This is a genomic window from Halomonas sp. 328, assembly GCF_015645095.1.
Lineage (GTDB): Bacteria > Pseudomonadota > Gammaproteobacteria > Pseudomonadales > Halomonadaceae > Bisbaumannia.
Map to the genome: position 1 here is coordinate 1 of NZ_JADOTW010000061.1, position 5,649 is coordinate 5,649.

4 protein-coding genes are annotated in these 5,649 nt (G+C 65.9%); all 4 read left to right on the plus strand.

Translation table 11 applies throughout. From position 1 onward, the window contains the following. On the plus strand, positions 1–648 hold a 648-nt coding region (locus tag IHD13_RS17840; protein ID WP_442786577.1), incomplete at its 5' end, for a bacteriophage T4 gp5 trimerisation domain-containing protein. Then, a complete protein-coding gene (locus tag IHD13_RS17845; RefSeq protein ID WP_195862385.1) occupies positions 633–1,460 on the plus strand; it encodes a DUF4123 domain-containing protein in 828 nt (275 codons plus the stop codon). The genes IHD13_RS17840 and IHD13_RS17845, both read left to right, overlap by 16 nt. Next, positions 1,457–4,714 (plus strand): hypothetical protein, encoded by a 3,258-nt coding sequence (locus IHD13_RS17850; RefSeq protein ID WP_195862386.1) that lies wholly within the window; start codon positions 1,457–1,459, stop codon positions 4,712–4,714. Before IHD13_RS17845 ends, IHD13_RS17850 begins: the two co-directional genes overlap by 4 nt. Before the next feature lie 4 nt (positions 4,715–4,718). After that, positions 4,719–5,649: tetratricopeptide repeat protein (locus tag IHD13_RS17855; RefSeq protein ID WP_195862387.1), on the plus strand; the 931-nt coding region annotated here is incomplete at its 3' end.

Genomic DNA, 5,649 nt, shown 5'->3' on the forward strand with positions numbered 1-5,649 from the left:
ACCCAGAGCCACCAGGGCGAGGGCTTCAACGAGCTGCGTTTCGAGGACCAGGCCGACCAGGAGCAGATCTGGCTGCATGCCCAGAAGGACCTGGAGCTGCTGACCCATAACGACCGCACCGAAGCGATCGGCCACGATAGCTACCTGCGGGTCGCGAACGACCGCCTCGCCGAAATCGACAACGACGACCACCACCGCGTCCACGGCAACCGCCATGAGCAGACCGACGGCAGCCAGCACCTGATCGTCCAGGGCAGCCTGCACGTCCGGGCCGGCCAGGCTTGGCTCAGCGAGTGTGGCCGCGAACTGCATATCAAGGCCGGCCATAAGGTGGTGCTGGAGGCGGGCAGCGAGCTGACCCTGAACGCCGGCGGCAGCTTCCTCAAGCTCGACGGCGGCGGCGTGACCCTCGTCGGCCCCAGCGTCAAGATCAACGCCGGCGGCAGCCCCGGCTCGGGCAGCGGCCAGGCCGCCGAGGCCCCGCTGCTGCCGGGGCATGCCGTGGCGGAGCGCCACGAGGCGATTCCGCCCACGGTCCTGCCCAGGCTCAAGGACTTCCAACTGAGTGAGGCCACTCTGATGCCGCTGTGCGGCAAGATCAGTGACACCCAGTGCGCCCGGGAGGATTGCCCATGCCTGGCTGGTTGAGCCGCCTTCCCGAGCGCACCCGGGGCAGCGGGGAGCTGGCGGCCTGGGTCGACCCACGGCGGCCGGCCTATCTGGTGCTCGACCCGCGCCGTTATCCCGAGGCCTGCGCCGCCCTGGTGGGCCAGCCCGGCTGGCGCGACTACCTGACCCTGTTCGCTGGCACGCCCCTGGCGCCACTGTTGGAAGCGAGCCCCTGGCTCGTCGAGCTGGAGGTCGGCAGCGAGGCCTGGCAGGCCCTCGGTGCGCTATGCACGGGAGAGCGCCGGGGCTGGGCCTTCCAGCCGGCACACGCCACCCCGCTAAATGACCTGGCCGATCACCTGCGGCGTTTCTTCGTGCTCGACGACCCTCATGGCGGCCAGTCGCTGGTGAATATTCAGGATCCCGCCGCCGGGACGGCGCTGCTGGCCGCCGGCAGCGACACCGCCTACGCCCAGTTCAGTGGGCCGCTGGGGCAGGTCGTCACGCCGACCCCGCAACGGCACTGGCTGGCCTGGCAGCCCGCCGATAGCCTCGGTAACGCCGACGCCTTGCCGCTGACCCAAGAGCTGGAACTCGCTCTAAAGGAGAGCGCTCGTGCCTGGTGGCTCAGCCAGGCGACCGAGACGCCGCTTCCGGCGCTGCCGCCGGAATGGCTGGAGCGCCTGATACGTCTTGCGACGGGTGGCATCACGCACGGGCGGGACAAGACACGGCTGCTGCCGCTGATTTGTCAGGCCAGTGATGCCACCTGGCGGGACGCTCAAGCGATTTTGGTCGATCCGAGCCTCACCGCAGTGCAAAAAACCGGCGAATTGGAGCGCCTCTCATGACATCGAACACACGGCCTGGCAGCCAACGTGCCCCGCTGTTGCTGCCCGAGTTCCAGGCACCTGCGTACGAGGGGGGACAGGAAGCCTCCGAACCGATGGCCTGCGAAGTGGCCCCCTGGGCCGACATTCTCTATCTCACCGGGACCGGCACCTTCTGGCTGCTTACCGAGGAGGTGGCCAGGGCCCTGCATGATGCCGCCGAGGAACTGGCCGGCTGGGTGAGCGTGGAAGACCCCATCCAGCGCCTGGAGCACCTCAACGGGGAGGCCGGGCTGCTGGAGTGCTTCCTGCCCGCCAGCCCGATCAATTTCCTGAGCCAGGCCCAGCGGGAACGCTACGAACAGCATGAGAACGATGTCGTCAGGCTCGAGGCCGAGGCCGCCGAGTGGTACCGCGCCATGCATGCGCCTGGCCGGCGCAATGCCCACGAGCGCGAGCACGCCGGTATTCAGTACCAGCACACGCTGCGGGCTCGCGACGACGCCACCCTGGCCATGAGTGTGCTACGCGAGCAGGGCCGGCGTGAAGCCAGGCAACAGGGCTATCTCCTCGAAGGCAGCGGCTACTACGGGCCCTGGGAAGCGGAGATCGAGCAGGCGCTGGAAACCTATCGGCAGTGCCGGGCCGCCGTCATCCAGGATACCGCCTCCGTCGACCAGCCGGGCACCTTGCTGCCGGTGCGCCAGGCGCTGGTGGAATACCAGGCCTTCCTCGCCGACTGCGAGTCGATGTCACCCAAGGACTCCTCGCGCTGCGCCGTCATCGGCGACTTCATCAGTAGCGAAGCCGAGCGTCTCGATGCCGACCAGCGGGCCTATTGCGACAGCATTCTGGCCTTGGCCACCCTGGGGGTCGCCACGCCCGAGTGGGCCCTGGCCGATGCATCGATAGACGCCACCTCCCTTGACCTGGAGCCCGGTCTCGAGGCATTCGATTATTACAATTGCCGGCTGAAGGAGGCCTCGACACTGTTCGAGGAGATAGAGGCCAAGCTCGACCAGTGGGCCACGGCCACCGCGCGGCGCACGGCACTGCCCATCCACCTCTTCGAGGAGGAGCGTGCGGACTTCAATCGGCTGGTGGCACAACTGGACGTGCTCTACCAGCTGGCCGAGTCACAGGTGGAACGCATGCGGCCTCGGCGGGTGCTGTTCTGGCAAGCGGATATCAGCGATCAGCGCCATGCGCTGGGGTATCGCCGCCAGGTCATCGACGTCCTGGTTCGCAAGGACTTCCCGCTGCGCGAGTTTAGCTCGCCGCGTGCCGAGCAGGCGCTGAGTCATGTTAGCCTTCGCCACCTGCTGCGCGACGTGCGCAACGCGGAGCGTCCGGCGCTGCTGCGTGACCTGGAGCAAGACGGCGTGCTGCCGGCCACCCTCTGGGAGGCCAATGAAACGGCCCTGTCCAACTGGCTGGCCCGGCGTGGCTGCGAGCGCATCGAGCGACGCGCCGACTGGTTCGAGGAGCGGCTCGGCTTCTTCCGCCCCGAGGCCTTCTTCGACTATCTCGACGCCCAGGGGCATGACGTGGCTTCCCTGCGGCAGGAGGAGGCCAAGAGTGCCTGGGCGGAAACGCTGCAGCGCATTCTCTTCACCGGGCCCAGCCGTGAGCGCCTGCGCCTGTTCGACGCCAGTGCCCAGGCCCAGATGCTGCGCCTGGTGGGCATGCCCCACGCCGCCTTGAACGAGGCGCTGGATATCCACCTCGACGAACCGGTGACCCTGATCGATCGCGAGGCATCACTGGAGTTCTTCGAGTGGCAAGGCGATTCCCAGGCCGGCGCCGCGCTATCCACCAAGCGTGAATACCGCGATGAAGGGAGCATCGAGCGCGACCTGGGAGGTGTTGGCTCCGTGAGTACGCCCTGGCGCTATTCCGAACGCCACGACGCCCGCCCCAGCGGCGCTGCCAAGCTGGAGCTGGAACTCAAGGGCACCTACAGCCTGGCGCGTGGCGAGATCAGCCTGGGGACGCTGCACCTTCCCCACGAGCGCGATGCCCAGCCGTTCGAAGCCGTACTGACGCAACGCGAGAACGAGATCCGCAACCTAGGCCGCTACTCACTGCAAGTGGCCGCGGTCGCCAAGGGCTTCGCCGGCGCCACCCTGGCGCTGACCGCCGAGGCCGGGCTGGGCTTCGATCACAATGGCCTCAAGCTCACCGGGCTGGACAGGGTCCAGCGCGAAGCCGAGGGAGGCGTCTTCAAGGCCTTTCTCGGTGCCAAGGTGGGGGTCAACACGCGCTGCAGCATGCGCTGGGCGCCGCCGGCCGATATCACCCGGCAACTCCCGCAACTGGCCGACCGCGACTGGCTGACCCTGAGCAACCAGCAGGCCGAACTCACCGCCTGGCGCAGCCTGGGCCATGCCGTGCTGGGCCTGGAGGCCGCCGGCGGTATCAGCGGCGAGCTCGGCCTGCGCCTGGGGATTCACCAGGGCAAGTTCGTCGCCTACTTCAAGGCCAAGGTCGTGGCGGGCCTGGGCGTGGGCGGCCAGATCGCCATGGAACTGGACCTCAAGCAACTGGACCTGTGGTTTATGATGCTTAGCCAGGCGCTGCGCGACAACGACTACGCCTTCGTCGACTGGGTGGACCGCGACGCCTTCCAGGCCATGAGCCGGCTGGCCTACCTGGGCGCCACCACCCTGCTCAATATCGGCCTGCTCGCCGCCCGCGGCCTGGACGGCATCCAGCGTCTCTACGACCTGATGACCCAGGGTGAGCGGGCGGGGGTGATCGCTTACGCTATTGTCGATGCGGCAGGCAACCCTGAACAAGCGGCTCAGCTAGCTACCTGGATCAGGAACCTGTCCCCAGAAGCATTAGGGCCCTTACTCAATACCCTGGCGACCCCGCCCGGCCGGCGCGGCTATACCAGCGACGAACGCGACCAGGCCATCGACTTGCAGCAGATCGCCATCGACAACTGCCTGGGCTGGCTGGAGGAGGGCTATACCACCAGCCACCACTACGACCGCGCCCAGGCTCAGCACCTCTTCGAGCGTGCGGTGGCGCGAATGTCATTGGATGGCACCTATGACGAGGCGCACGGCTGGGGCACGGCCTATTGCCAGAATCGCTATCGGCTGGATCAGTTTATGAAGCTTGATGGTGCCGGAAGTGATGAGGCTGGTGTTGCCAAAGGTAGATATGATGATATCTCTTATCGATTGGGCCAAGAGGTAGATGATTACTGCCAGCTACGTACATCTCCTAGAGGGACCTTTGCCGTTTATGCAGATACGGACAGCTAATCTTATGCGCAAGACAGTAAAAGCCGGCCTGCTGATGGCGGTATTAAGCTTGCCCATCGCCGCCTGGGCCCTGAATCCCGAGACCCAGGCCGCCAAAGACGAGGGGATGCGGCTCTATAATATCGGGCACTCCACGGCGGCCATGCCCTATCTTCGGCAAGCCGCGGAAGCGGGCGATGTCGAGGCCATGTATTACATGGGAGAGGCGGAGCGGCGACAGCAGATGATGGGGCTGACCCGGGCAGCCATGGAGTGGTATTTAAAAGCCGCAGCGGAAGGCGATGCATACTCCATGCTGCAGCTGTTTCGAGGCGGCGCCTGCACCGCCGGCGATCGTTGCCCCGAGGGCTTCGAGGACTGGCACCATGCCGCCCTGGCCATTACCCAGCCCCAGGCCGAGGCCGGCGATCCCGATGCCATGCTGGCGATGTACCATATCCAGCGCATGTTCGAGGCATCGCGCCGGGCCGGCGAATGGCTGGAGCGCGCCGCCGAGGCCGGTCAGCCCGAGGCCCAGACCCTCCTGGGGCGGCAGATCCTTAGCGGACGCGGCTGGTATCTGACCAATAGCCGCCGGCTTGGCGCCGCGGAGGAATGGCTCCGCCAAGCGGCGGAGCAGGGCTATGTGCCAGCGATGAATGAGCTTGCATCCGTCCTAGCTAACCTAGAGCGTTATGAAGATGCCTGGCACTGGTATGTACAAGCATCTGATAATGGACATATCAATGGCAGGCAGTGGCTTGGGAACTGCTACATGGAGCCCGAGAGGGACTCTATCTGTCAAGTGGATCAGGATTTAGTAAAAGGATGGGCCATTTACTATGCAATCGATCAGGAAGTGGATGGAACTAGCTCGAAGAGAAGCTTGCAGTTGCGTCGCGAGCTTATTAGCGATGCAGAACGCCGGGAGGCTGAGGAGTTAGCCGGGGCTGAAT